Annotated in this window: 26 protein-coding genes, 1 tRNA gene and 1 rRNA gene; 18 read left to right on the top strand and 10 right to left on the bottom strand. The window is 39.3% G+C overall.

Going from position 1 to position 26,632, the window contains the following annotated elements:
• The first annotated feature begins 1 nt into the window (after position 1).
• The gene (locus C8270_RS16830) at positions 2-493 is read left to right on the top strand and encodes a hypothetical protein (protein ID WP_158701757.1); all 492 of its coding nucleotides are present in this window, start codon (positions 2-4) and stop codon (positions 491-493) included.
• On the opposite strand, the gene C8270_RS16825 is transcribed toward C8270_RS16830, so the two are convergent.
• The 6 genes from C8270_RS16825 to C8270_RS16800 all read right to left on the bottom strand — a co-directional run bounded on the left by C8270_RS16825 (position 490) and on the right by C8270_RS16800 (position 6,489).
• On the bottom strand, positions 490-915 hold the full coding sequence (locus tag C8270_RS16825) for a GNAT family N-acetyltransferase (RefSeq protein ID WP_106497945.1): 426 nt from the start codon (positions 913-915) through the stop codon (positions 490-492). The genes C8270_RS16830 and C8270_RS16825 overlap by 4 nt on opposite strands.
• Positions 912-1,430 carry a YjcG family protein gene (locus tag C8270_RS16820; RefSeq protein WP_106497944.1) on the bottom strand — a complete coding sequence of 173 codons (519 nt, stop codon included), beginning with the start codon at positions 1,428-1,430 and terminating at the stop codon, positions 912-914. The genes C8270_RS16825 and C8270_RS16820 overlap by 4 nt, the downstream gene beginning before the upstream one ends.
• 128 nt (positions 1,431-1,558) lie before the next feature.
• Positions 1,559-2,284 carry an alpha/beta hydrolase gene (locus C8270_RS16815; protein WP_106497943.1) on the bottom strand — a complete coding sequence of 242 codons (726 nt, stop codon included), beginning with the start codon at positions 2,282-2,284 and terminating at the stop codon, positions 1,559-1,561.
• A gap of 78 nt (positions 2,285-2,362) precedes the next feature.
• Positions 2,363-4,189, bottom strand: a complete 1,827-nt coding sequence (locus C8270_RS16810; protein WP_106497942.1) for an ABC transporter ATP-binding protein — start codon at positions 4,187-4,189, stop codon at positions 2,363-2,365.
• Entirely contained in the window at positions 4,179-5,909 is a 1,731-nt protein-coding gene (locus C8270_RS16805; protein WP_106497941.1) for an ABC transporter ATP-binding protein, read from the bottom strand. Before C8270_RS16805 ends, C8270_RS16810 begins: the two co-directional genes overlap by 11 nt.
• 268 nt (positions 5,910-6,177) lie before the next feature.
• A complete protein-coding gene (locus C8270_RS16800) occupies positions 6,178-6,489 on the bottom strand; it encodes a hypothetical protein (RefSeq protein ID WP_106497940.1) in 312 nt (103 codons plus the stop codon).
• Between the two features lie 427 nt (positions 6,490-6,916).
• Here C8270_RS16800 and C8270_RS16795 point away from each other — a divergent pair, with 427 nt between their 5' ends.
• Together C8270_RS16795 and C8270_RS16790 are read left to right on the top strand one after the other, a co-directional pair.
• Complete coding sequence (locus tag C8270_RS16795; protein WP_158701756.1) at positions 6,917-7,429, top strand: hypothetical protein; 513 nt, start codon at positions 6,917-6,919, stop codon at positions 7,427-7,429.
• The gene (locus C8270_RS16790) at positions 7,426-9,129 is read left to right on the top strand and encodes a GMC family oxidoreductase N-terminal domain-containing protein (RefSeq protein ID WP_106497938.1); all 1,704 of its coding nucleotides are present in this window, start codon (positions 7,426-7,428) and stop codon (positions 9,127-9,129) included. The genes C8270_RS16795 and C8270_RS16790 overlap by 4 nt, the downstream gene beginning before the upstream one ends.
• A gap of 74 nt (positions 9,130-9,203) precedes the next feature.
• Here C8270_RS16790 and C8270_RS16785 read toward each other — a convergent pair.
• Positions 9,204-9,276: transfer RNA gene (locus C8270_RS16785), tRNA-Val, on the bottom strand.
• Between the two features lie 161 nt (positions 9,277-9,437).
• Here C8270_RS16785 and C8270_RS16780 point away from each other — a divergent pair.
• The 11 genes from C8270_RS16780 (at position 9,438) to C8270_RS16735 (ending at position 17,357) form a co-directional block, all read left to right on the top strand.
• Positions 9,438-10,637, top strand: a complete 1,200-nt coding sequence (locus C8270_RS16780) for a YecA family protein (RefSeq protein ID WP_234028583.1) — start codon at positions 9,438-9,440, stop codon at positions 10,635-10,637.
• A gap of 56 nt (positions 10,638-10,693) precedes the next feature.
• The gene (locus tag C8270_RS16775) at positions 10,694-11,242 is read left to right on the top strand and encodes an NADPH-dependent FMN reductase (RefSeq protein ID WP_106497937.1); all 549 of its coding nucleotides are present in this window, start codon (positions 10,694-10,696) and stop codon (positions 11,240-11,242) included.
• A 137-nt stretch (positions 11,243-11,379) separates the two neighbouring features.
• Positions 11,380-11,940, top strand: a complete 561-nt coding sequence (locus C8270_RS16770) for a histidine phosphatase family protein (RefSeq protein WP_106497936.1) — start codon at positions 11,380-11,382, stop codon at positions 11,938-11,940.
• 210 nt (positions 11,941-12,150) lie between these two features.
• The gene (locus C8270_RS16765; protein ID WP_106497935.1) at positions 12,151-12,885 is read left to right on the top strand and encodes an SDR family NAD(P)-dependent oxidoreductase; all 735 of its coding nucleotides are present in this window, start codon (positions 12,151-12,153) and stop codon (positions 12,883-12,885) included.
• A 152-nt stretch (positions 12,886-13,037) separates the two neighbouring features.
• Entirely contained in the window at positions 13,038-13,184 is a 147-nt protein-coding gene (locus tag C8270_RS20095) for a hypothetical protein (protein WP_158701755.1), read from the top strand.
• Positions 13,185-13,844 carry a cytochrome c oxidase assembly protein gene (locus C8270_RS16760; protein WP_267894869.1) on the top strand — a complete coding sequence of 220 codons (660 nt, stop codon included), beginning with the start codon at positions 13,185-13,187 and terminating at the stop codon, positions 13,842-13,844. It abuts the gene before it with no gap.
• A gap of 111 nt (positions 13,845-13,955) precedes the next feature.
• Positions 13,956-14,186, top strand: coding sequence for a cation transporter (locus tag C8270_RS16755; protein ID WP_106497933.1), 231 nt, complete (start codon positions 13,956-13,958; stop codon positions 14,184-14,186).
• Between the two features lie 180 nt (positions 14,187-14,366).
• A complete protein-coding gene (gene rbsK / locus C8270_RS16750; RefSeq protein ID WP_325034789.1) occupies positions 14,367-15,266 on the top strand; it encodes a ribokinase in 900 nt (299 codons plus the stop codon).
• A 7-nt stretch (positions 15,267-15,273) separates the two neighbouring features.
• Entirely contained in the window at positions 15,274-16,158 is an 885-nt protein-coding gene (locus C8270_RS16745) for an endonuclease/exonuclease/phosphatase family protein (RefSeq protein WP_106497932.1), read from the top strand.
• A 24-nt stretch (positions 16,159-16,182) separates the two neighbouring features.
• Positions 16,183-16,557 carry a GIY-YIG nuclease family protein gene (locus C8270_RS16740; protein WP_158701754.1) on the top strand — a complete coding sequence of 125 codons (375 nt, stop codon included), beginning with the start codon at positions 16,183-16,185 and terminating at the stop codon, positions 16,555-16,557.
• A 302-nt stretch (positions 16,558-16,859) separates the two neighbouring features.
• On the top strand, positions 16,860-17,357 hold the full coding sequence (locus tag C8270_RS16735; protein ID WP_106497931.1) for a pyridoxamine 5'-phosphate oxidase family protein: 498 nt from the start codon (positions 16,860-16,862) through the stop codon (positions 17,355-17,357).
• A gap of 218 nt (positions 17,358-17,575) precedes the next feature.
• Here the strand turns inward: C8270_RS16735 and guaC are convergent, their stop codons facing one another.
• A complete protein-coding gene (gene guaC / locus C8270_RS16730) occupies positions 17,576-18,559 on the bottom strand; it encodes a GMP reductase (protein ID WP_106497930.1) in 984 nt (327 codons plus the stop codon).
• 220 nt (positions 18,560-18,779) lie between these two features.
• Here guaC and C8270_RS16725 point away from each other — a divergent pair, with 220 nt between their 5' ends.
• The gene (locus C8270_RS16725) at positions 18,780-19,331 is read left to right on the top strand and encodes a hypothetical protein (protein WP_106497929.1); all 552 of its coding nucleotides are present in this window, start codon (positions 18,780-18,782) and stop codon (positions 19,329-19,331) included.
• A gap of 107 nt (positions 19,332-19,438) precedes the next feature.
• Here C8270_RS16725 and C8270_RS16720 read toward each other — a convergent pair whose 3' ends face one another.
• Positions 19,439-19,915, bottom strand: coding sequence for a DUF6529 family protein (locus C8270_RS16720; protein ID WP_106497928.1), 477 nt, complete (start codon positions 19,913-19,915; stop codon positions 19,439-19,441).
• A 353-nt stretch (positions 19,916-20,268) separates the two neighbouring features.
• Here C8270_RS16720 and C8270_RS16715 point away from each other — a divergent pair, with 353 nt between their 5' ends.
• On the top strand, positions 20,269-21,756 hold the full coding sequence (locus tag C8270_RS16715) for a peptide MFS transporter (RefSeq protein WP_106497927.1): 1,488 nt from the start codon (positions 20,269-20,271) through the stop codon (positions 21,754-21,756).
• 166 nt (positions 21,757-21,922) lie between these two features.
• On the opposite strand, the gene C8270_RS16710 is transcribed toward C8270_RS16715, so the two are convergent.
• A complete protein-coding gene (locus tag C8270_RS16710) occupies positions 21,923-23,617 on the bottom strand; it encodes a methyl-accepting chemotaxis protein (RefSeq protein WP_106497926.1) in 1,695 nt (564 codons plus the stop codon).
• 451 nt (positions 23,618-24,068) lie between these two features.
• On the opposite strand from C8270_RS16710, the gene C8270_RS16705 reads away from it, so the two are divergent.
• Both C8270_RS16705 and C8270_RS16700 read left to right on the top strand, forming a co-directional pair.
• Positions 24,069-24,332 carry a YciI family protein gene (locus tag C8270_RS16705; RefSeq protein ID WP_106497925.1) on the top strand — a complete coding sequence of 88 codons (264 nt, stop codon included), beginning with the start codon at positions 24,069-24,071 and terminating at the stop codon, positions 24,330-24,332.
• A gap of 697 nt (positions 24,333-25,029) precedes the next feature.
• A 16S ribosomal RNA gene (locus C8270_RS16700) occupies positions 25,030-26,595 on the top strand.
• The last annotated feature ends 37 nt before the right edge of the window (positions 26,596-26,632 follow it).

Raw genomic sequence — 26,632 nt, 5'->3', positions numbered from 1 at the left:
GTTGGGGTTCATTGATGAGAAAGTGGGAACATCGGCCCGAAAGCAGAAACATCGGCGCGAGAGCGAGAACATCAGCCCGAAAGCAGAAACATCGGCGCGAAACAAGAAACATCAGCCCGAAAGCAGAAACATCGGCGCGAGAACGAGAACATCGGCCCGAAAGCAGAAACATCGGCGCGAAAGCAGAAACATCAGCGCGAGAACGAGAACATCAGCCCGAAAGCAGAAACATCGGCGCGAGAACGAGAACATCAGCCCGAGAGCAGAAACATCGGCGCGAGAACGAGAACATCGGCCCGAAAGCAGAAACATCGGCGCGAGAGCGAGAACATCAGCCCGAAAGCAGAAACATCAGCCCGAAAGCAAAAACATCGGCGCGAGAACGAGAACATCAGCCCGAAAGCAAAAACATCGGCGCGAGAACGTCGACATGAGAGCAGGAATATCGCCACATCAAAAAACAGTCCGCCAAAAAAGGCGAACTGTTGCTTAAGATAAATGTTTAATCATTGTTACGTGTGGGATACCGGCATCAAGAAATTCTCCTGATACGGTTTCATATCCTAACCGTTTGTAAAAGTTTTCTGCATGTGTTTGCGCATTTAACTTCGCATGGTGATAACCGTTTTGCAAAATTGCCGCTTCCATTGCTTGAATTAGTTGGGCACCGTATGATTTGCCTCGTTGCTCTTTCAGTACGCAAATGCGTTCTAATTTTCCGTATTTATCAACAAAGCGTAAGCGGCTAGCTGCAATTGGGTCGCCGTCTTGGTAGCAGATAAAATGGATCGCTTCTTCATCGTATTGATCAAGTTCCTCTTCAGGAGGTACTTTTTGCTCGTTGACGAAGACGATCGTTCGCACCTGAAAAGCTTGTTGTTTTTCTTGTTCTGACTTAACTAGGGTAATATTCACACGTATTCCTTCCCGAACACGAATGATTCATAAACGGTCCAAGAACCATTGTCCAATTGATATAACAATTGAAAACGATCAACTGTGTCTTCCATTTTAAACTCTTTCATTTTCATACTGCCGAACACATCAGAATATTCATCGTCTTTGAGCTTTTGTGCAACTGTAATATGCGGTACAAAATTGTATGCTTCGTTTTTAGGAAATTTACCGCTTTGCATTTTTTCATGTAAATCGGTTAATACCGGGATCGGTTCCACTTTTAGATAGATCGTGTTAGTTACAGGTGCAAACGTACTTACTTTATTGATATTAATGGTGAATGGTTTTGTCTGGTTGGCGATATGCTTAAGCTCCGTAATTAATGTCTCAAGTTCATCATCATCCGCTTCAAATGCTTCCTTCAATGTTAAATGTGGGGGAACAAGTGCATAATGCGGATCATACCGTTTTCTATATGAGTTTACTTCGTCTTGGATAGGCTTAGATGGAAAAATAATAATACCGTATTTCATCGTAAAACCTCCTCTTCATATTTTGTCCATTATTACGATGATACATTATACCCTATAATATGATTTACCTTCTATTATAACAAAAAAGGAAATGAAATTGAAAGAATTTTTTTAGAAATTTTATACTTTTACTCATCAAACATTGTTATAAGTGCCCGTTTCAAATCCTTTTGCCATGGCTTCCATGTGTGGGGGCCATCGAGTTCATGATAAATATAACTTGTTCCTTTTTCGGTTAACAGTTTGTGTAATTCCCGATTTGGTGTAAGAAAATCTTGCTTGGAACCATCTGTCGTATCTACTTCTGTTTCTTCCACACCAATTGTATGGTAGATGTCCATAGAATCCACTTGTTTAGCATTTTTAACCGCGTTCATCACCGTTTCATCGACATAGGGCGATTGCATAATGACATTGCTGAATGTATTTGGATATTGAAGCGCAGTCATTAATGCAAGTGTTCCAGCAAGTGAATCACCCATCAATGTGCGTGATTGCCCCATATGATATGTAGGAAGCAGGTCGTCTAAAAAGGGAGCGACTTCATGAACTAAAAATTTGATATAAGCTTTTTGTTGTTCGCCGCTTGGATGATATTTTTCACGTCGATCAAATTTGTCCTGGTAATGAATACCGACAAAAATCGTATTCGTTATCTCCTGACTTTCATGGAGCCTGTCACTCAATGTAGCAACCCGTCCTAATTGGTAGTAATCATTCCCGTCCTGCATGATACAAATATGATACTTATACAAGTCGGAAAATGCTTCAGGCTGGTAAATTTTTAAAGTCATTTCTTCATCTAAGTACTTACTTTTGATTGAACGCTCGATCATTGTTCCTTTTCTTGCCATTTAAGCCACCTCAATTCTGTAGTGCATTCCCGAATTTCATGAACCCAAAACAAGTTTATCATTATTCCATTTAATATTCTAATGCTCGCCTTCACTTGTTACATGTCCTTTAAAAAGCTGATAATAGTTGCCATGCTGGTTAATCAGTTCCTCATGTGACCCTTGTTCCAAAATGTGGCCATCCCTTAGCATAATGATTTTGTCTGCTTCCTGAATCGTATTTAACCGGTGAGCAATGACAAAGCTCGTCCGTCCATTCATTAATCGTTTCAGTGCATCTTGAATGGTCAGCTCCGTAACTGTGTCAATGTTGCTTGTTGCTTCATCTAATATTAGAATTTCCGGGTCAGCTAAAATCGCACGGGCAATCGTGAGTAGCTGCTTTTGCCCTTGACTGATCCCTGTGCCATTCTGATCAAGCACCGTGTCATAACCATTTGGCAGGCGACTTATAAAGGCATGTGCATTGGCGTTTTTAGCAGCGGTTACGATAGCGTCATCTGTTGCCGCTAACTGGCCATAGCGGATATTTTCTCGGATGGTTCCTTGAAACAGAAAAGAATCTTGTAAAACAAATGCCATATGTGATCGAAGACTTGAACGTTTAATGTTTTTTAGATCGATACCATCAAGCGTGATTTTGCCCGAATTATAGTTATAGAAACGGGAGATTAGGTTAATAATTGTTGTTTTACCTGCACCTGTATGGCCAACGAAGGCAATCGTTTCTCCGGGAGTTGCCTCGAAACTTATCTGCTTTAGAATTGGTGTATCCTCATAGGCAAATGACACATCTTGGAAAACAACATGGCCTTTTGTCTGGGCAAGCTGCTGTGCATCGCTTTCGTCATTTTCTTCTCGTTCTTCATCGATAACATTAAACACACGCTCTGCACCGGCTACTGCGGACAATAAAACGTTAAACTGGTTGGATAATTCATTTAATGGGCGGGTGAATTGCCGGGCATACTCGGTAAAAATAACGATCACGCCAACGGTAATTACTTGGTGAACGGCGAGCAATCCACCAACTAAAGCGATTAACCCAAAACTTAAGAAATTAAGCATGTTCATCACTTTAGGGATAAAACCGGAAATCGTCTGCGCCCAAAAGCCAGAAAGCTTTAGTACCTGATTTTTCCCAGCAAATTCTTGGATCACTCGTTTTTCCTGGGAGAACGTTTTTACAATATGCTGCCCGGAAACGATCTCTTCTACATAACCATTTAGTTCCCCTAAATCGTGTTGCTGTCGTTTGTACAATGGCCCAGTTCGTTTCGTTATCCAGCGCATGCCGACAAACATGATGGGAATGATCGTCATCGTAACAACTGTTAATAGTGGACTTAATATAAGCATAACTATAACTGTTCCCACAAGTGTCAAAATACTGGTGAAAATTTGAATGACCGACTGATTGAGTGTGTTATTAATCGTGTCAATATCATTCGTGATTCTACTCATTAATTCCCCGTGTTGTCGTTTGTCAAAATAAGAAATTGGCAGACGATGGAATTGGCGAAACAAGTCATCTCGTAATGAATAAACCGTATTCTGAGCAATCCCAACCATCCAATAATTTTGTAAAAAAATCGACAGCGAGTGAACCAGATAAATAATAATTAACCAAAGTAACAAGATGCCAAGTCCGGTACTTTCCTTTGTAACAATATAATCGTCAACCGCCATCCCAATCATGTATGGTCCAAGCAGGCTTAATCCAGAACTGGCCGCAACCATCAAAATAACAAGCGCCAGTTTGACTTTTTCTCGTGCCAAATAGGTCCAGATTCGTTTAACAGTTGCAGTAGTATTCCGTGCTTTATTTGATTTTTTTCTGTCAGTAAACGATTTGTAATGGATTTTTTCGTGTTGGAAAGGTTCTTTCATTTGTTTAAGTTGCATGTGGATACTCCTTTCCAAACTGTGATTCCACGATGTTACGATACAAGCTTGACTTATGCATTAGTTCGTGGTGTGTCCCAAGTGCAAGGCGTTCACCTTCATCCATTAATAATATACGATTTGTACGAATTGCAGTTGAAATTTTTTGGGTGATGATTAATGTTGTGCAATCATAATGCTCGATTGCCTCTAACAAATGTGATTCGGTAGCTAAGTCAAGTGCACTTGTACTGTCATCAAGCATTAAAATTTTTGGCCGGCGAATAAGTGCCCTGGCAATCGAAATTCGTTGCTTTTGACCACCAGATAAATTGACACCCTTCTGGCCGATTTTTGTCTTGTATTGATGTGGGAGTCCCATAATTGTTTCATGGATCTGCGCATCTTTTGCAGCTTGTTCTACTTCTTGTGGTGTTGCATTTTCTTTTCCCCAAGCAATATTTTCAAAAATTGTTCCACTAAATAGTAGCGGATTTTGTGGAACATAACCAATTCCACGACGCAAATTTTCCGTTGTATAAGACGAAATAGGATGGTCATCAAGAACGATTTCGCCATCGTTTACATCATACAGACGAGGGATTAGTTGAAATAGGGAGGTTTTCCCTGATCCGGTTGCACCGATAATTGCCAACTTTTCTCTAGGTTTTATAGTAAACGAAAGATCATGGAGGACAGTTTCGTTTGTATTCGGATAGCTGAAAGAAACATTGTTGTATGTGATTTTTCCGTCGGTAATGCTTGCTGCTTGATTTACAACCTTGTCATCTACTAAATCAACATCTACTTTAAGAACAGTGTCAATTCGTTCAGCGGATGCTTTAGCACGTGAAAAAGCCATCGTAATAAACGTAAACATCGAAATAGACATGGCCACTCGCAATGCATAATTAACTATTGCCACAATATCTCCGACTGAAGTTTGACCGGCTAGGACCTGCTTATTACCGAACCATAAAATGAAAATTAAACTCATATTCATTACGAAAAGCAGAACTGGCATGGAAGACTCCACGAAGCGAAATGTTTTCCGATTTTGAATGGCTAGGTCTTGATTTGCTTTTGTAAACCGATTTTCTTCATGATCACGACGGAGAAATGCCTTAATCAAACGCATGCCAGATAAATTTTCCTGCATCACTTGATTAACATGGTCTACACGTTTTTGCACATTGTTGAACATGGAACTTGCTTTCTTTAACACCAAAAAAAGAAAAGCGATCAGAAGCGGCACCGTAATAAGAAAGATAACTGCAAGTCTAGCATTCACCACAAATGCCATGACAACACCTCCAAGTACAATGAGCGGTGCTTTTGTCATAATCCTCAATCCCATAAAGATGGTGTTTTGGATTTGGCGAATGTCATTGGTGAAACGGGTCACGAGTGCTGACGTTGGATATTGATTCAAATTGTCAAATGAGAAGGACTGGATTTTCTGAAAAAGTTTCTCACGCATGTCATAAGAAACACTCAAACTCGTATGGGAAGCGTAAAAAGAATTTATAATCCCCGCTAGAAACGCTGTAAAAGCGAGTCCAATCATAATACTGCCCCATACAATAATAGAATCAATATCTTTATTGACTACCCCTTGGTTGATCATTTTCCCTAAGAAAAAAGGAAGAAGTAGCTCGGTTGCCAGTTCGATCATGGTCAAACTGTAGGCGATGATGATTGTAAGTTTGTAAGGTTTTAAGAATGTGAAGATAGTTTTCATGTGGACCCCCGTGTTGTGATTAGGATGATAGGGTCTATTATACTGGTATTTAAGGAATTATCCAAAAATTGTATCGTGATGATAGGAATTGCGGCGTTCCGAGGGAAAGTTGTGGGGGTTGCTTGCGCTTGATGAAAAATGATAAATAGAGTAGCAGAATCTTCTTATTCTATACAAATAAAGCCTCCACTTTCCTTTTCATTTCTAAACAGAAGGGGAAGGTGGAGGTATTGTCTAGTGGGAATCTTCTACAAATGGGGTTATCTCTCTATGCTTGTTGCCTGTAAACACTTCGAAGTTTTTTCTCATGTTGTACGTTTTTACTTGATAAATAGTCAACCGTTTCCTGTGTTTCGGTTAGTTCGACTCTTAAACCAACAAGTTTTTTATTAAGGTTATCTAATTTTTTATCAACACGTTTAAATCCTTCATCCATTCGGTTATCAAGCCCATCCACCCGTGTCCCTAAACCGTTTATCTGACCTGTTAAATCGGCTTTCAATGTATCCATTTTCTTATCAATATGCTCAGAATGAAGTTTAAACGCGTTTAAAATTTCCTTAAATCCGTATTCATCCATTTTGTCGACTCCTTTCTATTAAATCTATTATATAGTGTAATTACATTTTTGAGAAGGGTGGTGTTTGTTGAAATGCTGGTTTTAAGTTAAAAGCGAATTTTTAGTTAAAATTAAGCTAAAGAAGGCTAGTTTCATCATTTATAAACGTATTTTCAAAGGAAATAGTGAGTATCTGGGCATAAAAAATAGAACTATAAAATACAGTAGTGGAGAAGATGTTCAAAAAGTCCGGCAAAATGGCACGTTGAATTTCGAACTTCTGGGCCCCTTTTGAACAGCACTAGTAGTCGGTTAAATTAGGAAGAGGTGAAACGTCATCAGTGTTTGTATCGAACCTCAAGGATATGTGCAGGTAAGCTTCCGGGCCCTTACGGATGCCTTACTGCCTTCAGCAAATCAACATGAGCCCCCTTTTATTGAACAGGACATGGGGGTACATAATTATGTCATCTATGGTCTTAATCATTACATTTCGATTCAGCAACAGTTGCATCATACTGTTGTCCCTCTCGCTTATCCCACAGCTCTCATGTTAGACGTTGCAGCAACTCAACTTGTGAAACGCCATCAGAAACAGGCCTTACCACAAAGTTTATTTCCTGGAGGGGGGATGTTTTCTCATCTTTCCCGAAAAGATCGAGTTGTTACGTTATCTGCGCTAGAAGAACTTGATATTGATCTTTACTCGTTGCCATCCCCATTTCAAAATAATGCTGGAATGGTCAAATATGTGACAGATGCATTAAATCGTCTTTCGTTGTTTGGCTATTATTCAGAATGGTCTGCTTATGGTTCGACACGGTTAAATCCTCCAAGTAATCGACGATTGGAATTTTTTCCTTTGAGTTGGCAACAAATTGGTTATCCTGGTGTATCTTTGGGTTATCGTGATTTTCGTGGCTTTTTATTAAAAATGGGAAGAAATGAGGATGTCGAATGAAAACAGATCCTGATGTTATTGTTATTGGAGCAGGTGGCGGTGGTCCCGTTATTGCAAAAGAACTTGGGGAGCTAGGAATTAATGTGCTAGTACTTGAAGCAGGCCCCTGGTATGGAAATAGAAAATGGCCCGAACCGAATGAGAGCAGAGGGGAGGCGAAAGAAAGTTCCGACCCAAGAGATTTGGATGGTTCCCTCTACCGAAGCCAATTAACAAGACTTGAAAATGATATGAATGATTTCGTTACTGGTAAATTTCGCTGGGGAGCAGCAGACCGTAGACGCACGCCTTGGTACAGAAACATTCCTGACCCGGCAATATTATGGCAAAGTGCAGGGATTGGCGGGTCTACGCTTCATTACTATGCCAACTCTCCACGTGCATTTCCTGAAGCAATCGCTGAGTGGCCTATTCATTACAATGAGCTCGTTCCCTATTATGAAAAAGTAGAAGCCACATTACCAGTTGAATTTGCACCAACGACAACGAAAGAGGCGCTTTTCTATTATGGCTCAGAAAAAGCCGGCTTTTCCGTTAATCAAACATTAGATGTAACAAGCATTGGCTACCGTCCGCAACCAAATGCAATATTACCACCAAATAAACATTTAATGGATTCTAGTTATTCTTTAGAAGAATTAAGCCATATGGAGGGTTGTACGTTAAGTGGTCATTGTGGTCAAGGATGTCCTTATGGTCCATCATACGAAAAAATGGCTAAACGTACTACGGCTGTCAGCTACGTTCCACTGGCGATGAAAACAGGGAATGTGACATTTAGGCCGAATACATTTGTAATGAAAGTATTAACAGAGAAAACTCCCAGCGGAAACCAATATGCAGTGGGGGTTCAAATCCGGGATACATGGACAGGTGAAATCAAGGAATTACGTGCAAAAGTAGTCGTGATGGCGGCTGGCTGTATCGAATCGCCACGACTTTGGTTGAACTCTGATTTACCTTATAATCCATGGGTAGGCCGTGGTTTGACAAATCATTATATGGACATGATTACAGGAACATTTGAAGAGCAAACATTGATGGATATTGTAGGTACTCCAGCGGTCAACCCATTCATTGGCCATACTTCGGGAGCACGACTTGATTATCCCGGTCTCGGTATGATTGAAATTATCGGGGAAAGTCCAGGATTAACAGCTCAACCTTTATTTGGGTTTAGTCAATCCGGCTATAATAGTCTTCGTGAATCTGACTCAGACATGTGGGATCAACGAGGAAGACTTGTCGGTTCTGAACTGGAAGAAGCGATGGAAGGCTACAGAAGATCGCTCACACTTTCCGTGATTACTGATGATGAAGTGCAATATCATAATAGAGTCGAGTTGGATCCTCATATTAAAGATGAACACGGGGCAGTACCGATCGTACATTATACACCAAGTGAAAAATCGAAAAAAAGAAGAGAACAATTAGCGAAAATCGCCACAAATATTTTACGGCAGACAGGTGCGAAAAAAGTCCACCGAACCGATCTTCCGCCGAATTACTTCATTCACCTACAAAGCTCGATGCGGATGGGTTTTGTCGTTGATACAACATGTGAAGCTTACCAAGTAGAACGACTTTATGTTGCTGATAACAGTGCCGATTATAATTCCCTTGGAGGACCTAATCCAACCATAACAACACAAGCGCTTGCCACACGCACAGCCAAAATATTGGCCTCGAAATATTTTTGATGTAAAGCAGGGTTTCAATCAAAATAAAAGCCTGTGCTCTTGATATACAAGGGTACAGGCTTTTTGTTATTTTATGATTCCGATTGGGCTCGAACCAACGACCTCCACCCTGTCAAGGTGGCGCTCTCCCTACTGAGCTACGGAATCAAATTGTATGATACTATCGACTCCTTTACTATATATGCGCAACTAAATTCTGTCAATATAAAATGAATAAAAGGAAAAGTCAGCACAGTTATCAATGAGATTTTGATATAATTAATGTTAGATGATGTGCGATATTGTAGAATGTAGTAGAGGTGAGTGACGTGAGTAATAATGAGAATAACGAAATAGAGGAAAACCTAGCGGATGTTTTGGCACAACTAAAAATAGATAGAGAAAATATGGAGAAAAAAGAGCATGAAAAATTTTGGAGTGAAATTGATGTTCCTTTTACACTTCATGAAGGCCTGAACAGGTATACGAAATATGAACTAGATAGCATTCGAAAGCGTTTAGAGATAAAAAATGCTAGTACCTTAAGAAAAGCAGAGTTAATCGCATTATTACAAGAAAAGATTCCCGAATTACTTGAGGAAACTTGTTTGCAATTGGATACAGAACGCTTTGACATACTAAGAAAAATTGCTCGTAATGGCGGTTATATTACGGCACCGAAATTAGAATTAGATCAGCTTGAATATTTTCGTGAGAGTGGTGTCCTGTATACTGGATCTTTTAAGGGGAAAGAGATCCTAGCTATACCTAAGGAGCTACTAGAGCCATTATTGCTTCTGGAATCCAATTCTAACGTTAAGTCGATAGCAAGAAGAAATACTGAATGGATCAAGCTCACACGTGGACTGTTGTATTATTTTGGAACGCTAACCTTATCACAGTTGGAAAAGATGGTAATAGTATACACAAATGAAATTCCTGATCTTTTTGAGTATATATCTGTAATTCATAATGCCAATTCATACAATAAGGAGCTCACGATCGATGAGAATGGTTACTCAAATTACAGGGTGTTTGATTCGAATAGAGTGAGACAAGAGCATCAGAAGAGAGATAATTTGTCTTTCTATCCATTTACGAAAGAACAACTTCTAAAAGCAGGGGAGCCTGGCTTTGTTGATCGTAATAAGAGCTATACTCAATTCGTGAGCTTCCTTAAGAAAAACTATGAGCTAGATAGGCAAGAGGCGGATGAGCTTGTAGAAGAATGTGTATATGCAACACGAATAGGTCATGAACCAAACGATATTATCCACTTTTTAAGTGCCACGCTTGAATTTGATAGTATGGAAGCAGTACAGGCTGTAATGGATCAAATCGTTAATTTGATGAACAACACGAGGGAATGGTTCCTAAAAGGTTATATGTCTGCAGAATTACGTGGACAAGAATCATTGCAAGCCTTACCAACAAGTAATTTTACTAGCAAGCAACGTGTCAAAATAGGCAGAAACGATCCCTGTCCGTGTGGCAGTGGTAAAAAATATAAAAAGTGTTGCGGGAGGTAAAGGGAATAGGAAAAAGGTGACGAAGATCTAATTTAATGAGAAGAGAGGGGATTAAGTTGAAACTTGTTGGAGTATCAGGAACTTTGGCTGGTAATAAGACATCTCAAGCTGTTTACGATGTGTTAGCAGCTGCCAAATTTATCGACTCATCCATAGAGATAGAATTAATTGATTTAAAAGATTATGAGGTAGAGTTTGCAACTGGAGCTCCCATCGCATTATATAATGATGATACGTGGAATGTCGTTGATAAGATTTTGTCAGCAGATTTTTTGGTGTTTGGCACGCCAATTTATCAAGCATCTATATCAGGTGTATTGAAAAATCTGCTGGATCATTTTCCCGAAAATGCTTTTAAATATAAAGTAACAGGTATTGTTGCAACAGGATGGTCAGACAAACATTTTCTTGTAACGGAGTACCAATTAAAACCAGTCCTATCTTATCTTAAAGGATTGATACCAACGGGAAACGTTTTTATCCAAAATGACTCCTTTGATATAGAAAGTGATGACATCATCGATCGTGGTGTTTCTGAGCGAATTCAAAAACTTGCTGATGAGATGATTTTTTTGCAGCAGAGTATTAATAATAGAATGAAATGATGTGCGATAACCGTGAAGCGAATCCCCGAATTCAAGATTTCCAAAGTGAATCGAATGGTAAATTTATGCGAGTTTTACTGGAACTTTAGATTCACCTTGTAGTACCACCCAACATTGTAATAGGGGAGGTGTTCGATTTGCCTACTAATTTGTATTTGGTTAGACATGCGCATTCTACATATACACCTGATGAACTAGGAAGGCCGTTATCAGATCGCGGTTTTGCCGATGCATTGACAGTTACGAAATTACTAAGTGCCGAGAAAATTGATACTGTCTATTCAAGTCCGTATAAGCGTGCGATGCAAACGGTTGAAGGAATTGCCGAATACAGTGGTAAAGAGATTAAGATAGAAAATGCTTTTAGAGAGAGAATATTATCCGAAAAACCGGTTGAAGACTTCAAGGCTGCAATCACAAGGGTTTGGGGAGATTTTGATTTTCACTGGCAAGGCGGGGAATCCAACAGATTTTCTCAAAATAGAGGCGTCAAGGCTGTGATGCAATTATTGGATAAACATGTGGGTGAAAATATCGTTATCGGAACACATGGTAATCTGATGGTTTTAATGATGAACTATTTTGATGATAAGTATGGCTTTGATTTTTGGAAGGATCTTGGAATGCCGGATATTTATAGGTTATCATTTGATGGAAAAAAGTTCATTGATGTGAAGTGGATTTGGGGTTCGGTTTAATTTTTCGGTTTAGGATGCAGCTTCAATGAATTGATGTAATACATATTTTGTAGGGAGACTTTCAAGTGGAAGTTTCCTTTATCAATCCACGTTGTTTTTAGATTTTGATTTCCAATGCTGTTATTTTCCAATTAAATTGTATTTGTTCTATAATCAAGTTGGAGACAAGTTTTTCTGAAAAAGAATCTTAATATGAAAGGATCGATAAGGATGGATCGTTTGAAAGATAAAATTGCCATTATTACTGGCGGAGCATCCGGTATGGGTGCTGCAATGGTGAAGTTGTTTGCTGGGGAAGGGGCAACGGTTATTGCAGCAGACATTAATGAAGAAAACTTACAAAAAATTGCTGAATTAGATCAAGTAGAGGGAATGAAATTGGATGTTTCTTCCGATGAAAACTGGGCGGCAGTAACAAAGGCTGTTGTTGACAAATACGGCCGGATCGATATTTTGATTAATAATGCAGGTATTTCGTCTGAAAAAGCACCCGATCAAATTACAGAGGCGGACTGGACCTTAATGCATAAGATCAATTCATTTGGCCCTTTCCTTGGAATTAAGCATGCTTCTAAATATATGAAAGAAGCTGGCAAAGGTTCAATCGTCAATACTTGTTCCTATACGGCTATTATTGGCTCCGGGTTTAACCATTACTCTGCATCAAAAGGTTCCCTACGCGCTATTGCCCGTGCAGCTGCAGCCGAATTGGGCCAATTTAATGTTCGTGTGAATACGGTGTTTCCTGGTGTTATCGAAACGCCAATGACCGCCACACTAACGGAATATAAAGATGCCATGAATATGCTGGTTAATGCGACACCGATGAAACGTTTAGGCAAGCCTGAAGAAGTCGCTAATGCTATTTTATTCTTTGCGACTGATGAAGCTTCGTATATTACTGGTGGCGAACTAGTAATTGATGGTGGATATTCGGCTCGATGAAAATTTATGTTTCCCCCTCGCATCAGAAGAGGGGGATTTTGATTGTGTGCCTTTTTGTTATAATGTAATTAAAAAATTCAAAACCAAACATATAATATACATTCCTTCATAAATATAAATATGTATCAAAACAGTACGTAAAGGAGGATGAAATGGTCTTTGAGGTTTTGTTTTTATATGGATCGGCTTGGAATGTTCCGCTTTTGCTGTTTCTGACAGGTGTGGCACTTTTATATGGACATTGGTTGCACCGTCATACTGCAATAAAAGCATATTCGAAACAGCCACTTCTTTTTTAAATCTCTCTATTCTTATTTTACATGGCGACCGGCAGTCCTTTTTCAGCGATTAGTCCTCTTTCTTTCAGTTTGCACATGATACAAATTAGCGTGCTGTTTTTTATTTTTCCGCCAATTTTTATGCTAGGGATTCCTGAATCAATGTTTAAGGCAATCCGTAAACACTCTGCGATAAAAGGTATCCTGAAATTATTCCCGCCACCTAAGGCTGCTTTAGTCGCATTTGCCATCCTTTTCTTTATGTATCATGTACCCGTTATGCTAAATATGTTATCCCAATTTTCCTTCATTCAGCATATATACCTCCTCCTGCTGTTTTTACTCGCTTTTCATATGTGGACACCAATCACATCACCAGATTCCAGCCACCGATTGCACAAGGAGCAGTTAAAACGGTATGCATTCAAGAGCAGTATTTTTATCATGCCAGCCTGTTTGCTATTTATAGTAAACGCATTAGTCAATGGGATGGATAACCCATTTCTCGCTGAACGCACAGCACACCTATGTATCCCTTATCAAACAACTTCTACTTTTAGTTTACTTCCTCCGCCATTCAACACGAAATATGACCAAATGATGGCCGGCGTCTTTATGCTGGGGATGCACAAAACAGGTATTAAGCTTTCCCTTCGTCTTGTTCAAAGACATAACAGGTAAAACTGGAATTGTAAATGTTAATCAAAGAAAGAGATACCTATTCATTTGTTCTAAGCACCATAAGGCTAACATAAAATGTATTATTATTCGTTATAAGGTGGTGAGTGCGTCATGAATGAAACAGCATACCTTGATATTAAAGGAATGCATTGTGTGAACTGTCCGATTAAAGTCGAAAAAGCCATTTCAAAGATGGAGGGAGTAATCGAAATAGATGTGAATTGGCAAAGTGAAAAAGGGTGTGTAACATTCGATCGGAATCTTGTGGCCATTTCCAACATTATTGAAAGAATTCATAAAATGGGATTTGAAGCGGTAGAAGCGAAGGAAATCCAGGCTTGATATGTTTTCATGATAGGTTTTAGGAATTTTGATCATGAGTGGAGACAAGAAAATTTAATTTGATTGCGGATTACGACCTCTTTAGCATGGAGTGTGCTAAGGGGGTTTTTGATTGGAAAAAATGTTATAATTTTACTCAAAGTTTTAACAGATAGTGAGATGTAGTAGTTAGAGCTATAAATGAAAGGTATGAGCATATTGATAACTGTTGTTGGAAGCATAAACATGGATTTAATTGTAAAAGTGAAAAATATTCCTGTACAAGGTGAAACAATTCTAGGTCAGGAATTTGCAACTTCACCAGGGGGAAAAGGTGCGAATCAAGCAGTTGCAGCCGCACGTTTAGACGGTGATGTACGAATGATCGGATGTGTCGGCGAAGATGTATTTGGAAGTGAGCTAAAGAGTCATTTACATTATGAAAACGTGAATGTGTCAAATATTAGGAATGTACCTAATACATCGACTGGTGTAGCAAATGTTATTATATCTAATAATGATAACCGTATTATCGTTGTGCCAGGTGCAAATTACGAATTGAAAAAGGCCGCGATTACAGCTTTGAAAGATACGATTAGCTACAGTAATATGGTTGTAATACAACTCGAAATACTACCTGAGACTGTTCAAACAGTGGTGGAGATATGTCATGAAAAAAATGTGCCAATTATTCTTAACCCTGCACCAGCGGAACATTTTGATAAGCAGCTCATGTCTAAAATTAATTTTCTGACTCCTAACGAAAATGAATGTCGGCAAATTTTTAATATGGAAATGAAAGATGCTTTAGAGATGTATCCAAACCAGTTGATTGTCACTTTGGGGAAAGAAGGGGCTCAATATTTTGATGGCCAAAATCATGTAAAAATTTCAGGATTTCCAACAAAGGCCATCGATACAACGGGCGCAGGCGATACCTTTAACGGTGCACTTGCCTTTGCGTTAGTTAACAAGTATGACTTAAGTGATGCGGTTTTATTTGCTAATGCAGCAGCATCCCTTTCTGTTGAAAAGCAAGGCGCCCAGACCGGGATGCCAAAGAAAGAGGATGTGGAGAAGCGAATAGCTTTTTCGGGGTGAAAACTATATGAAGAAACTTAAAATAGTAACATGGAATATTCGACAGGGTGGGAGGAAGGCGATCCAGCAGATTGTTAATTCGCTTATTTCACATCAAGCTGATTTGATTGTGCTCACCGAATATAAAAATAATGATGCAGGAGCATTTCTCGTTTCTGAGTTAAGAAAGGAAGGGTGGACTTACATACAATCCTCATACCCGCCAAAAAAGGAAAATGGAATACTCATATTATCGGCTTATCCGTTGAAAGATTATTCCCCACCTTTTTCCAAACAACAAGGTTCACATCGCTGGAATGAAGTGTATATCCCGTCTCATAACATATATTTGCTAGGGGTTCACGTGCCGAATGTGAATGAAACGTATGATAAGGCCTTTTTTTGGCAGCAAATAGTACAGTATGCTCATCATAGAACGAATGACAAGGCGATAATTGTCGGGGATTTTAATACCGCTAGACGAGATGAAAAGGAAAATGCCCCGCTTAAATATAGTAATTTTATCATGAAATTATTAGAAAGTGGCTGGACAGATGCCTGGAAGAAATCCCATGCTGGGGTGCTTGATTATACTTGGTACAGTACTAAAAATAATGGGTTTCGACTGGATTATATATTTTTATCCCCGAAACTTTCTGGGAGCTTGTTGACATGCTATCTTTCCCATCGTGAAAGAATCGAGAACTTCTCGGATCACTCTCTTTTAGCAGCAGAACTTATCGAATATGTTGTCAAAAATGGCTACTTGGAAAAGAAAGTGCTACAGCAAGATCCATTCCAAGTGTTGGGCAGTGTAACCGAAATATTCCGGGATAATATTGATGATGCGAAGAAGATTATTGGCGCTCTGGATGGTATTAATTGGAATTCTGAGTATATGGGGGAAGCATGACTTTTTGAAATTGGAGGTGAATGAATGTCGAGTGTGTTGGGGAAAACGATTAAAATTTTTTTGATTGATGGGGAACCGACTGGAAGAATGAGTGCGGAACTTTCTAATTGGACGGGCAAGGCATTTAAAATACCACGCAATAAAATTCGTGATAGTAAAGATAGACCAGAACTAAATGGCACAGGTGTATATTTATTGTTTGGTAAAGATGACGAGCAATATGAAACAGAAACAGCCTATATTGGTGAAGCTGAGGATGTATTGAAGCGTTTGAACCAGCATTTGAAGGAAAAGGATTTCTGGAATGAGGTTATCGTCTTGACCAATAAGGATGATAATTTGAATAAAGCACATATCAAATACTTAGAACATCACCTTTACAAAAATTTTTCGTATTAAAAGTAATGATTTGCGGATGCTTAGACTTTTCGGTATAGGCCGGAATATATGCATCTGCAAAATCAACCCCACATTTCATAGACCATAAAAAATAGACCTCCCTGAGTTTAACAGCCGGGTGAGGTCTATTCGATCTTTCTAGCGCTGGCCTGGAATAGATGCTCATTCCTCTTTAAACAATGAAGATAAAATTCATCTGAAAATATTGATGGGACAGACTATCGTTGGCGGAGGAAAACTATAAAGGTATATAATAATGATGAATACGGAGTAAAATTAATATATATAAGGAAGTGAGCAATGTGCGAGGAGAAATTCACAACAAAAAGCGGGAAATTCCTGAGGAAGAAGTCTATCACTTTTTGAAAATGGGGAGAGTTGCGCATGTGGCGACAGTCGATGAAGAGGGCTTTCCATATGTCATCCCATTAGTGTACGTATATGAACAGGGAACAAAATTATATCTGCATATTGGAAATCTGAGAGAAAGTCAATTTTGGTCTAATATCGAAAAAAACCCACGTATTTGTATCGAGGTTAGTGAAATGGGTGATTTACATCCAGGTAAGAAATATGCATGTCAATCAGCTTTAGTTTATCAAAGTGCAGTAGTGTTTGGGAATGTCAATCATATAAAAGACGATGCGAAGAAAGAATGGTTTTTTGACCGATTGCTTGAAAAGTACGGGGATCCGGAATGGTCCTTTGCAAAAGGGTATCCAGCTCTTTCGAAAATAGAGTTATTCGAAGTTGAAATTGAAAAGATTACAGGGAAACGGAATGAAGGACTTAGCCATTAAATTATCTGAACTGAAAAAAGGCAATTCAAGCAAAAAACGATAAAAGTAGTTACAAACTACCTTTATCGTTTTTATATAGAAGATGAGAAATTATAAAATTTTGGGCTATTTTGTTCTTAACCAGGACAGACCACGTCCAACTCCAGCGCTAAAGCCTTAGCGAGACTTACAAAGCGGAAGATCCGTTAGCGATATACAAAGGTGAGGTGTCGTAATTATCAATACGTCTTATCTCCATTAAATATTGAATTCTTCACTACAACATAATCGACTGTGCGAATTGCTTCTAGTTTGTTTCCGCCAGCATAGGAAATAGAAGACTGCAGATCTTGTTCCATTTCATTCAACGTATCTTTTAATGGACCTTTATAATCGACAATCATTTTCTTGCCTTCAACGTTTTTCTTTTCTCCCTTTTGGAATTCCGAGGCTGAGCCAAAATATTCTTTATAAAGCTTTCCGTCTTTCTCAACGGTCTCACCTGGAGATTCTTCATGGCCTGCAAATAGGGAACCGATCATAACCATCGAGGCACCAAAGCGGATAGATTTTGCAATATCACCATGCGTACGAATACCGCCATCAGCAATGATTGGTTTGCTAGCTGCTTTGGCACACCATCTTAGGGCAGCTAATTGCCATCCTCCCGTTCCAAATCCTGTTTTGATCTTCGTAATACATACTTTCCCAGGCCCAATTCCCACTTTTGTTGCATCTGCACCAGCATGTTCCAGTTCCCTAACTGCTTCCGGTGTTCCGACATTTCCGGCAATTACAAAGCTGTTAGGCAAGTGTTTCTTAATATGTTGAATCATGTTTATTACCGCGTTGGAATGACCATGAGCGATATCGATCGTAATGTATTCCGGTGTGAGTTGTTCATTGGCTAATTGTTGAATAAATGAATATTCTTCTGCTTTCACACCTACACTTATGGATGCGAATAATCCACGTTTTTGCATATCTTTAACAAAAGCTAGCCTTTCGTCCGGATCAAAGCGATGCATAATATAGAAATAATTGTTTTCAGCTAGATATAGCGCTATCTTTTCGTCGATAATTGTTTGCATGTTTGATGGAACTACAGGCAACTTAAATGTATGCCCGCCGAACGTCACTTTAGTATCACATTCTGATCTACTGTCGACCACACATTTTGCCGGAATCAACTGGATATCTTCATAATCAAATACATTTTCCATGATTAACACTCCTAAACACGAATATTTATTTTTATTTTATTTATAATGTTCGTCTATTGATAATATATCTTATTTGAATTGTTATGTCAAAATCTTGGATCATAATCCGTTGTCAAGGAGAATAGCGCGATGTATACTAATGAAAACGTTAAGAAAACCTACAATTCTATTTTTAAGGACGACCAATTTAAATACAGATACGCGTCAGGAGGGAATATAAATGGACAGCAAAACACAATCCTATTTTGAAAATCTAAACTCTAAAGATAAGGAAGTGCAATATGAAGCATTTCAAAACATTCTTGCAGCTACAATGGAAGAAGTAGATTGGGCTTATGAGGTATGGGACCAGTTGAAAGAAGGTTTATCGGATTCTGACAATCACACAAGGTCAAGAGCCGCACAATTTCTTTCCAGTTTGGCAATTAGTGATCCGGAAAAAAGAATACTTAATGATTTTTCACAGATTTGGGAAGTAACGAAAGACAAAAAGTTTGTTACCGCTAGACATAGCTTACAATCTATTTGGAAAATAGGGCTAGCAGGACCAGAGCAAAAACAAATGGTGATCCATCATTTGGTTGACCGTTTTCACCATTGCATAGATGAGAAGAATTATACGTTGATCCGATTTGATATTATCCAAGGTTTGAAAAATTTATATGATGAAGTTGAAGATGAAGACATAAAGCAAACAGCACTGGACTTGATTGAAACAGAAGAAGATGAGAAGTACAGGAAAAAGTATTTAACGGTATGGAAAAAGAAATAGCATTTAAGAGCGCGGGGAACCTTCAAGATTCTTCGCGCTTTTTAAGGTCAAATACTAAAACGGGAGAGACAAGTTCCACTGGCATGTTATCTTGTTTATCGACGTTTTTAGAGCAATAAATGGACAAAAATTATGAAGAACAAAGACATACCTACATACAAATGTAACTTCCGCTTTCGTATTGACGGTCGGAATAATCGTAACCATCCAGTCGTTACCATGCCAATTAAAAGAATCCCAGCAACAGATCCTACTGCCATTTTAGGCCAGCTAAGGTGTAACTCATAACGCTGAATGACAAGTGAGGCGTGGATGATAATGATGATGAGTGCAGTCGTACCTGTCCAACGATGATAAGGAACGATTCTTTTGGATAAATTAGCAAGCTTAATCTTGGTTTCTCGTTTTGGTGTGTTGCGAATGGTCGAAAACACCGCATGTCGTGTCCAGTTGAATAAGAAAAATAAGAGACCCAGCAAGCCAAGAAAAATATGAGTTTTTATACCTGTTAATGGACTGACTCGAACAACTTGCCAAATTGCAGCAATAAATAATAAAAAATTAAAGTAAAACCATTTATTCATGTGATCGCCTCTCAACTGTATGTAAAGATTTTCTCGTTTTACATTGCGTTCGACTATCAATATAACGCATATTAGCAGTAAATGGAATCTATTCAAACACTATTGATTGCCTCACTAGTGAATAACTTCCCCTTCTCGGTAAACAATAATGGCTGTCTTTTTTTCAAAGATCCAACTACCTATTATCGTCATTTTTTTCACTATTTTCGTTATAAAAAAACTTTTTTCTCATGCATTGAAATTGAAAAAAGAGAGGGGTATTCTAGTACTATTCTAATTAAATTATTTACCTAAAAATAATAGAATTGTCTAATTATTTAGGCGACAAGAGAGACAGAAGAGAGGTTAGACAAATGAAGAGCAGGAAAGAAGAGATTTTGGAAACCATCCCCCAGAAAGGGTTTTTTGGCCATCCTCCAGGCCTACTTACTTTGTTTTCCATAGAATTCTGGGAACGTTTCTCCTATTATGGCATGCGTGCTGTACTCTTATTCTACATTTATTATGAAACAACCAAAGGCGGTTTAGGGCTTGATAAAACGACAGCAGCGTCCATTATGTCTATTTATGGAGCAATGGTTTATATGTCGACCATTCTTGGTGGTTGGCTTGCTGACCGGATTTTGGGAAGTAGATCAACCATCATATATGGTGGGATTCTGATTGCGCTTGGGCACTTGGCATTATCGATACCAGGAAGTGTTACAGCGTTATTCGTTTCGATGGCACTGATTATTCTAGGGTCAGGTATTTTGAAGCCGAATCTGTCCAGTATTGTCGGAGATTTGTATTCTAAGGAAGATTATCGTCGTGATGCAGGTTTCAGTATCTTTTATACCGGAGCGAATGCAGGGGCACTATTAGCTCCGTTAATAGTTGGTACAATTGGCCAAACATACAATTTCCACCTCGGTTTTGCGATTGCAGCGGTGGGCATGCTGGTTGGATTGATCTGGTATGCCATAACATCCCGTAAAACATTAGGAGAGGCAGGTCGCTATGTGCCAAACCCAATAAGCCCAGCTGAAAAGGGGAAATTGATACGTTGGTTTTCCATAGCAGGTATCGCTATCCTGCTTGTCCTAGGAATAACAATTGCGACAGGTGTAATGACAATTGACGTTTTTACCGGAGTAATTAGTGTCCTTGGTATCATTATTCCTATCACTTACTTTTTGGTAATGTACAATAGTAAGAAAACGACAGCGGATGAAAAGTCTCGCTTGCTAGCTTATATTCCGTTATTCATTACCGCTATGATGTTCTGGGCTATCCAGGAACAAGGATCAACGATATTCGCGCAAATTGCGGATTCACAGACGAAGTTGGATTTTGGCTGGTTGCATATTCAATCAAGCTGGTTCCAATCAATTAATCCATTTTATATTGTATTTTTGGCACCATTGTTTGCATTAGCATGGACCAAATTAGGGAAGAGACAGCCGACAACTCCGGTTAAATTTGCTATTGGTGTCATTCTCGCCGGATTATCGTTTCTTTTAATGGTCGTTCCATTTGTGCTTGGAGGCGGACACCAAATTAACCCAATGTGGCTGGTTTTCAGCTTTTTAATTGTTACATTAGGTGAACTGTTCTTATCTCCGGTAGGGGCTTCAGCTACAACCAAACTCGCACCAGCAGCATTTGCGTCGCAGACCATGAGTGTTTGGTATTTGTCTAATGCCTCCGCACAAGCGATTAATGCGCAATTGGTTAAGTATTATAGCATTGATACCCAAGTTACCTATTTTATGATTATCGGTACACTTTCAGTAATTATTGGAATTGTATTATGGATATTTTCAAAAAAAATACACCAGTTTATGCGTGGTGTTGATTGACTTGCATGATTAAGATGAATAGTACTCGTTTTAATTAATAAAAAGCAGCAACCTTGGGGTTGCTGCTTTTTATCATTACACATGAAAACGTTCATTTCTTCTTACGAGGTTTATACTAGTTCAGTCCGTTTTTTGGGCTTATCAGATGAGCGACTGGACACGATAGTTAAAATTTAAATTGTTGAACTAATGCATTCAAATCTTCTGCTAATTCAGCAAGGTTGTTGGAGTTGGTTGCCAATTCCTCCATGGAACTGGTTGTTTGCTGTGTTGATGCTGATGTTTGTTCAACGCCAGCTGCTGACTCCTCAGCGATCGCGGCAACTTCTTGAATAGAACTATTCATTTGCTCGCTATTCGTAGCCATCTCCGATAAGTTGCTCGTTACCGTCTGAATGATTGTTCCCATTTCTGATACGAAAAGACTAATTCCATTAAAAGTTTCCTGAGTCGTTTTTAATTGACCTGTTCCTTGTTCAACCTCCCTATAACTACCTTGAAGTGATTCAGTTACCGTATTTGAGTTTTGTTGGATACTTGTTACTATATTTGTTATTTCTGTTACGGAATTGGACACTTGTTCAGCGAGTTTCCTTACCTCATCTGCCACTACAGCAAAACCTTTTCCGTGTTCACCTGCTCGGGCTGCCTCAATGGCTGCGTTCAATGCTAGTAGATTTGTCTGATCAGCAATATCTTTTATAACATCAACCAAGTTCGATATTTCTTGAGATTTTTGATCTAGGCTGCTTACCTTATGCGCAGCATCTTTGACAATATCGTCAATTTTTTCCATCTGTTTTGTAGAGGATTCCATCAATTTGCTTCCTTCGTTTGTCATTTCCAGAACCTCATTTGATGCTTGTTGGATAATTTCGCCATTGTTATTTGTCTCTTGCATTTTTTTCGTAAATACGCTCATCATTGATGCCAGTTCACTTGCATTGTTTGCCTGTGTATCTGAACCAGATGATAATTCTTGCATAGTAGTAGCAACTTGTTCAGATCCGGATCTCACTTCATTTGCTGATTGGGACAACTCTTCACTTTGCGTGCCAACTGTTTTAGATACATCGTTAATTTTATGTAGTAGCTGATACGTACTTTGCTGCATTTCATTTGTGGCTATAATGAGCTGACCTGTCTCATCTCTTAAATTTGTTTCCAACGGTTCCGTGCTGAGGTCGCCGTTTGCGATACGTTTCATTCGGTTCATCACCTTAATGATCGGATCGGTGATAATTCGAACAGTAATTAGTTCTATTGCAATACTGAGCACTGCAATTAAAATGGTTACAACAATTGTTACAATTAACATCGTCTCGCCGTTCGATATAATATTTTCACCGTTTTGGTTTACTAATTCCTCTTTATTGGCTTGTAGCTCATCCAACACTACGTCAATTTCATTTTCAAGCGGTTCAGCTTTGCTAGACATAATTTCCATTGCCTTCTCTTTATCGCCGGCGTCATATGCAGCAAAAACATCTGTTAATGATGCTTCCAATTGGCTCTTTTTATCAATCAAATCTTTGCTTTGTCCTGAATTAGTTAATTGAAGTATATTTTCTCCAAGCTTTGTCGATATCTCTTTCTTTTCGTCAAATTGATCTCTGTATTTATTTTCTTCATATAATAAAAAACTACGAACTAATCCCGTTTGTTGAGACATGGTAGAGTTTAATTTTTCACTAGCCATTAACAAGGGGAGATCATTATTTGCTATTTGATCTATATCATCATTTGTTTTTCCGATTGAAAGGAAATTATAAATACCTAATAAAAAACTTGCGATAATAACGATGGAAAAGCTGACATAAAGTTTGTTTTTTACACTTTTAAAATTCATTATTTTTTCCATTACCATTCACTCTCTTTTCTTTTTGTTCGTACGTATCCGTTTTTAAATCTTTTCCCCCCAAGCTTTGCATTCTTGTGTATGTGACCGCGTTTTTATGCAGAACGGATCTAGTTAATAATGCCTATATTATTTATCGGGATATATACAAACGTTATTAATATTTTTGATTATATACAAAATATTATGGTTACTTATTAACGAGTAGATCGAGGCCGATTTTGCTTAAAAATGGGAAGAATGTCTGTTTGCTTCCATGTAATTAAATAGATTTGCATTACTCACATTTGAAATTATGAGTGTATATACCTATGATAAAAATAAGGGAATTGACTTAACTATTAAATACAATGAGTCACAATCTTCTGAGGATGATTATGAAACAGTTTAAAGTAATAACTTCTGTTGATGCTAGCAAAAAAATCTTGTGATATATAGGAAAGGATTGAACAACATGAAATATTTCGCAGTTTTCTCACCTATGCTAGACGAGGAGAAGAGTAGGCTGTATCGCCCAGATCATTTAGAATTTTTAAAGGAACAATCAGAGAAGAATCGTGTATTTGCTAAAGGTCGCTTTGCTGATGGAGCGGGTGGTTTGGTAATTTATCAGGCTAAGACCTATGCTGATGTGGAACAGATAGTGAAGCGGGATCCCTATGTAGTAAATGGTGCAAGAGGATTCGAGATTCATGAATGGGAGATGATACAGGGGTAAGGATTAATTTCCGTTCGTGAGGTTTTTCCGTAAATATAGTAATGCGCGATGGTTGTGTTCGAATATAAGACAGGGTTATGATTGGTGTTAGTATATGCCATTTATCCCTTTCTGGTTTGCTAGATTATCTGTTGGTCTTGTTTTTAGTATTACTACTCTGGATCAGCCCGGGAGATATGGAAACAACCTATTTAATAATCGAAAGACAAGATAAAAATCAATATTGACATGTTAGTGCTGTGGTTGTAATATTGATCTTGCTGTTAAAATACATGGCCTATTGTCTAGTGCTAACAGTTAAAAGTCTGTATTGTTTAAGCTAGGGAAATTGATTATTTCTAAACAAAAACATTATTGACACGTATTTTGATAAATGTTATATTAATTAAGTTGCTTTTAAAATTTCAATTTAATTTATTCATATCGACAATATTGTTTTGATATATTAATAGAGTTTTGATTTAAGATTCAACTCTTGAAGATAAAAATCTATTGACTACGATTAACCGATGTGATATAGTGAATAGGTTGCTATTTTGAAAGTGATACTTAATGAAATTTGCTCTTTGAAAACTGAACAAAACAACCAGTATGTCAAGAAAAACATATACCGTTTTTCTTTAAAGAACTAGAAGGTAACACTTCTAAAAGCTAAGACATTGAGATGTGATTGATCGGTGTTAATCACATACAAACTTTTTTGGAGAGTTTGATCTTGGCTCAGGACGAACGCTGGCGGCGTGCCTAATACATGCAAGTCGAGCGCGTGAAACTTGCTGAAGCTCTTCTGAGTGGATGCTTGTGGATCGAGCGGCGGACGGGTGAGTAACACGTGGGCAACCTGCCTGTAAGATCGGGATAACTTCGGGAAACCGAGGCTAATACCGGATGATACTTTTTCTCGCATGAGAAGAAGTTGAAAGATGGCTTCTGCTATCACTTACAGATGGGCCCGCGGCGCATTAGCTAGTTGGTAAGGTAATGGCTTACCAAGGCAACGATGCGTAGCCGACCTGAGAGGGTGATCGGCCACACTGGGACTGAGACACGGCCCAGACTCCTACGGGAGGCCGCAGTAGGGAATCTTCCGCAATGGACGAAAGTCTGACGGAGCAAAGCCGCGTGAGTGATGAAGGTTTTCGGATCGTAAAACTCTGTTGTTAGGGAAGAACAAGTATCGTTCAAATAGGGCGGTACCTTGACGGTACCTAACCAGAAAGCCCCGGCTAACTACGTGCCAGCAGCCGCGGTAATACGTAGGGGGCAAGCGTTGTCCGGAATTATTGGGCGTAAAGCGCGCGCAGGCGGTCTTTTAAGTCTGATGTGAAATCTCGTGGCTTAACCACGAGCGGTCATTGGAAACTGGAGGGCTTGAGTGCAGAAGAGGAGAGTGGAATTCCACGTGTAGCGGTGAAATGCGTAGAGATGTGGAGGAACACCAGTGGCGAAGGCGACTCTCTGGTCTGTAACTGACGCTGAGGCGCGAAAGCGTGGGTAGCGAACAGGATTAGATACCCTGGTAGTCCACGCCGTAAACGATGAGTGCTAGGTGTTAGGGGGTTTCCGCCCCTTAGTGCTGAAGTTAACGCATTAAGCACTCCGCCTGGGGAGTACGGCCGCAAGGCTGAAACTCAAAAGAATTGACGGGGGCCCGCACAAGCGGTGGAGCATGTGGTTTAATTCGAAGCAACGCGAAGAACCTTACCAGGTCTTGACATCCTCTGCAAACTCTAGAGATAGAGTGTTCCCTTCGGGGACAGAGTGACAGGTGGTGCATGGTTGTCGTCAGCTCGTGTCGTGAGATGTTGGGTTAAGTCCCGCAACGAGCGCAACCCTTGATCTTAGTTGCCAGCATTAAGTTGGGCACTCTAAGGTGACTGCCGGTGACAAACCGGAGGAAGGTGGGGATGACGTCAAATCATCATGCCCCTTATGACCTGGGCTACACACGTGCTACAATGGATGGAACAAAGGGCAGCGAAGCCGCAAGGTCAAGCAAATCCCATAAAACCATTCTCAGTTCGGATTGCAGGCTGCAACTCGCCTGCATGAAGCCGGAATCGCTAGTAATCGCGGATCAGCATGCCGCGGTGAATACGTTCCCGGGCCTTGTACACACCGCCCGTCACACCACGAGAGTTGGCAACACCCGAAGTCGGTGAGGTAACCTTTTTGGAGCCAGCCGCCGAAGGTGGGGCCAATGATTGGGGTGAAGTCGTAACAAGGTAGCCGTATCGGAAGGTGCGGCTGGATCACCTCCTTTCTAAGGATTATTAGAAGGAACGCGGAGTGAGGTCATT

This window comes from Lentibacillus sp. Marseille-P4043 (assembly GCF_900258515.1).
GTDB lineage: Bacteria > Bacillota > Bacilli > Bacillales > Amphibacillaceae > Lentibacillus_C.
The sequence above is the reverse complement of the archived record's forward strand: the minus strand, read 5'-3'. Positions and strand labels throughout refer to the sequence as shown.

Bases quoted from the DNA above. Each gene is read 5' to 3' on its own strand.
- C8270_RS16755 (WP_106497933.1), top strand. From the start codon at position 13,956: ATGAATGAAACAGCATACCTTGATATTAAAGGAATGCATTGTGTGAAC.
- C8270_RS16720 (WP_106497928.1), bottom strand. From the start codon at position 19,915: ATGAATAAATGGTTTTACTTTAATTTTTTATTATTTATTGCTGCAATT.
- C8270_RS16820 (WP_106497944.1), bottom strand. From the start codon at position 1,430: ATGAAATACGGTATTATTATTTTTCCATCTAAGCCTATCCAAGACGAA.
- C8270_RS16805 (WP_106497941.1), bottom strand. From the start codon at position 5,909: ATGAAAACTATCTTCACATTCTTAAAACCTTACAAACTTACAATCATC.
- C8270_RS20095 (WP_158701755.1), top strand. From the start codon at position 13,038: ATGGTCTTTGAGGTTTTGTTTTTATATGGATCGGCTTGGAATGTTCCG.
- rbsK (WP_325034789.1), top strand. From the start codon at position 14,367: ATGAAAGGTATGAGCATATTGATAACTGTTGTTGGAAGCATAAACATG.
- C8270_RS16815 (WP_106497943.1), bottom strand. From the start codon at position 2,284: ATGGCAAGAAAAGGAACAATGATCGAGCGTTCAATCAAAAGTAAGTAC.
- C8270_RS16810 (WP_106497942.1), bottom strand. From the start codon at position 4,189: ATGCAACTTAAACAAATGAAAGAACCTTTCCAACACGAAAAAATCCAT.
- C8270_RS16705 (WP_106497925.1), top strand. From the start codon at position 24,069: ATGAAATATTTCGCAGTTTTCTCACCTATGCTAGACGAGGAGAAGAGT.
- C8270_RS16715 (WP_106497927.1), top strand. From the start codon at position 20,269: ATGAAGAGCAGGAAAGAAGAGATTTTGGAAACCATCCCCCAGAAAGGG.
- C8270_RS16740 (WP_158701754.1), top strand. From the start codon at position 16,183: ATGTCGAGTGTGTTGGGGAAAACGATTAAAATTTTTTTGATTGATGGG.
- C8270_RS16745 (WP_106497932.1), top strand. From the start codon at position 15,274: ATGAAGAAACTTAAAATAGTAACATGGAATATTCGACAGGGTGGGAGG.
- C8270_RS16800 (WP_106497940.1), bottom strand. From the start codon at position 6,489: ATGGATGAATACGGATTTAAGGAAATTTTAAACGCGTTTAAACTTCAT.
- C8270_RS16710 (WP_106497926.1), bottom strand. From the start codon at position 23,617: ATGGAAAAAATAATGAATTTTAAAAGTGTAAAAAACAAACTTTATGTC.
- C8270_RS16725 (WP_106497929.1), top strand. From the start codon at position 18,780: ATGGACAGCAAAACACAATCCTATTTTGAAAATCTAAACTCTAAAGAT.
- C8270_RS16765 (WP_106497935.1), top strand. From the start codon at position 12,151: ATGGATCGTTTGAAAGATAAAATTGCCATTATTACTGGCGGAGCATCC.
- C8270_RS16795 (WP_158701756.1), top strand. From the start codon at position 6,917: ATGGGGGTACATAATTATGTCATCTATGGTCTTAATCATTACATTTCG.
- C8270_RS16790 (WP_106497938.1), top strand. From the start codon at position 7,426: ATGAAAACAGATCCTGATGTTATTGTTATTGGAGCAGGTGGCGGTGGT.
- guaC (WP_106497930.1), bottom strand. From the start codon at position 18,559: ATGGAAAATGTATTTGATTATGAAGATATCCAGTTGATTCCGGCAAAA.